At 36.4% G+C, this 2,472-nt stretch carries 3 protein-coding genes; 1 reads left to right on the forward strand and 2 read right to left on the reverse strand.

Features of this window, described 5'->3' with window-relative positions; translation table 11 throughout:
- Positions 1 to 369: 369 nt before the first annotated feature.
- Positions 370 to 1,017 (reverse strand): SecY-interacting protein, encoded by a 648-nt coding sequence (gene syd, locus JQC92_RS21780; protein ID WP_205001629.1) that lies wholly within the window; start codon positions 1,015 to 1,017, stop codon positions 370 to 372.
- A gap of 59 nt (positions 1,018 to 1,076) precedes the next feature.
- On the opposite strand from syd, the gene queF reads away from it, so the two are divergent.
- Positions 1,077 to 1,934 (forward strand): NADPH-dependent 7-cyano-7-deazaguanine reductase QueF, encoded by an 858-nt coding sequence (gene queF, locus JQC92_RS21785; protein WP_205001630.1) that lies wholly within the window; start codon positions 1,077 to 1,079, stop codon positions 1,932 to 1,934.
- 145 nt (positions 1,935 to 2,079) lie between these two features.
- Here queF and JQC92_RS21790 read toward each other — a convergent pair whose 3' ends face one another.
- Positions 2,080 to 2,424 carry a transposase gene (locus JQC92_RS21790; RefSeq protein WP_338049539.1) on the reverse strand — a complete coding sequence of 115 codons (345 nt, stop codon included), beginning with the start codon at positions 2,422 to 2,424 and terminating at the stop codon, positions 2,080 to 2,082.
- Positions 2,425 to 2,472 lie beyond the last annotated feature (48 nt).

The raw sequence follows: 2,472 nt of genomic DNA on the forward strand, positions 1-2,472 counted from the left end.
TCTGTGCCATACGCAGTTACGTTTCGAGTTGTCGAAAGCAAAATATCACAGCCTCAACCTCGTTGAACCTGCTGTTCAGCGGGCACTTGCCTGATATCTTTGTTTACCCAGCTGAATAGTTACATTGCCTTAAACTAAACTCTTCACCTGAAACCTTTGGAAGTGACATATAACCACATGACTTTACGTAATTTTTACGTCAATTATAAACTGAGAAGTTTTCAGGGAAAAATTAAATTTCATTCATTTTATCGGTCATCCATTGGTGAACTCTAGTACACCAAACGGTTCTGAAAAATAAAATAATTAAACCTCAACGTAATATTACATTGAGGCCCAAAACGAGAGAGTAAAGTAGAAAATATATTGCTACTTCGAGGTGAGATTACACCACATTCTTTTTAAACTATTCATAATTCCAGGATGTTCAGGAATCGACTCAATATAAGATTGTGGAGCGTCAGGAATACAAGGTTTCACCTCTAGCTTTTCAATGAACAGTTCTATCGAGTTGGCCAATTTATCCGATTGAACTTCTCCAGGTATTTCTAACCAAACACTTCCGTCTTCATTATTTACAGTAATCATTCTTTCTGAATGATCTATTGTACCAATAAACCAAGTCGGCGATTGCTTCAACTTTTTCTTCATCATTAAATGACCAATAATATTTTGCTGCAGCAACTCAAAATTTTCTTGACTCCAAGCTTGAATGAGTTCGCCTTCGCCGAATTCGGAGTCAAAATGAATCGGAGCAGCGTACAGCTTGCCATAAAAATCATGAATGTCTTGGTGAAGTTTCATTTCCAACGCACTTTCAACATTGTTAAAGTTGGAAGAATCGTCTTTTTTTACTGGATTCCAATGAACATAGCTTTCTTTATCCCCATCATAATCGCCCTCAATACAAGGTGAAAACTCTCCAACAGGATAATAACGTGGCAGTTCATTCAGGGTTTGTTGATATTGTTGGTGGTATTTATTAATAAAATCTTCTAAAGCAGTGAAACAAGACACTTAAGTACTACCCAATTTTAGTTATAATATACGGCTATTTTGACACGGAAATTGTATTGATGACAAAAAACCACGATCCCTATGGTGAAGCAAAAGAATTAACAGGCCTAACCTTAGGTAAATCTACTCAATATGAATCTGAATATAATCCGACATTATTGCAAGGTGTACCTCGAAAATTAAACCGAGATGCCATTGAGCTAAATACTAATTTACCTTTCCATGGTGAAGACATATGGACAGGATATGAACTGTCATGGCTCAATTCCAAGGGGAAACCCATGGTGGCAATTGCAGAATTTCGCCTTGACTATAAATCAGAAAACTTAATTGAATCAAAGTCATTTAAACTTTATTTAAATACGTTTAACCAGACAAAGTTCGATTCAATAACTCAAGTTCAAGACACATTAGCTAAAGATCTTTCTAAATGTGCTGAAGGTGACGTAGTCGTTTCAATTATTGAACCTAAGCATTTTGGTCTGCAAAGAGTCGTTGAATTACCAGGTGCTTGCATTGATGAGCTTGATATTGAGGTTGATGACTACGAATTTAAACCAGACTACCTTGAAAACAGTACTGATGATAAACAAACAGTGGCTGAAACGTTAACCTCTAACTTGTTAAAGTCTAATTGTTTAATTACTTCACAACCTGATTGGGGCAGCGTAATGATTCGTTATCAGGGCCCTAAAATTGATCGTGAAAAACTACTTCGTTATTTAATTTCGTTTAGGCAGCACAATGAGTTCCATGAGCAATGCGTTGAGAGAATCTTTGTTGATCTTAAGCGATTTTGTAATTGCACAAAACTTACGGTTTATGCACGTTATACCCGTCGTGGTGGTTTAGACATCAACCCTTACCGCAGTGACTTTGAACAACCGAGTGAAAACCATCGTTTGGCTCGCCAATAACTTTACGTTTTGTAGCTGGAGCAATTCCAGCTACAGCTTTCATTACCTATCTGTTATTCCTAAACCATTCCATACGAGTTATACCATAAGAAGAATCGAATCCATTTTAAAGAACATTGTTCTGTATTAATACCAATTACATTAATTAAATTCCCATGGTAAACCATTCCCTTTTGCATAAAGATTGAACGTTTTTGATGTCACTTCTAAATGTGTTCCAAGCCCTTGAGCATTCATTAACAATATTTTCATACCCACTAAAGCATCGATTAGCCAATTCATTTTGTCTCATCCATTGCCAAACCTGCTCTATCGGGTTTAATTCTGGTGAATATGGAGGTAGCTTCACAAGAGTTAAATTTTCAAATTCATCAGCCACGGTTTCTTGATGCCATGCTGCCCCATCGACAATTACAACGTAACCATTCACCAAGCCCCTCTTGTTTTTTGTGAAACAAGTCACTTGATCTAACATTGTTACTTGAACGATCTTTTTATGGTGTTTTTATGTACACATGAAAAAGAAAAAATGCTTCGA

Source organism: Parashewanella hymeniacidonis, from assembly GCF_016900895.1.
GTDB lineage: Bacteria > Pseudomonadota > Gammaproteobacteria > Enterobacterales > Shewanellaceae > Parashewanella > Parashewanella hymeniacidonis.

Bases quoted from the DNA above. Each gene is read 5' to 3' on its own strand.
- queF (WP_205001630.1), top strand. From the start codon at position 1,077: ATGACAAAAAACCACGATCCCTATGGTGAAGCAAAAGAATTAACAGGC.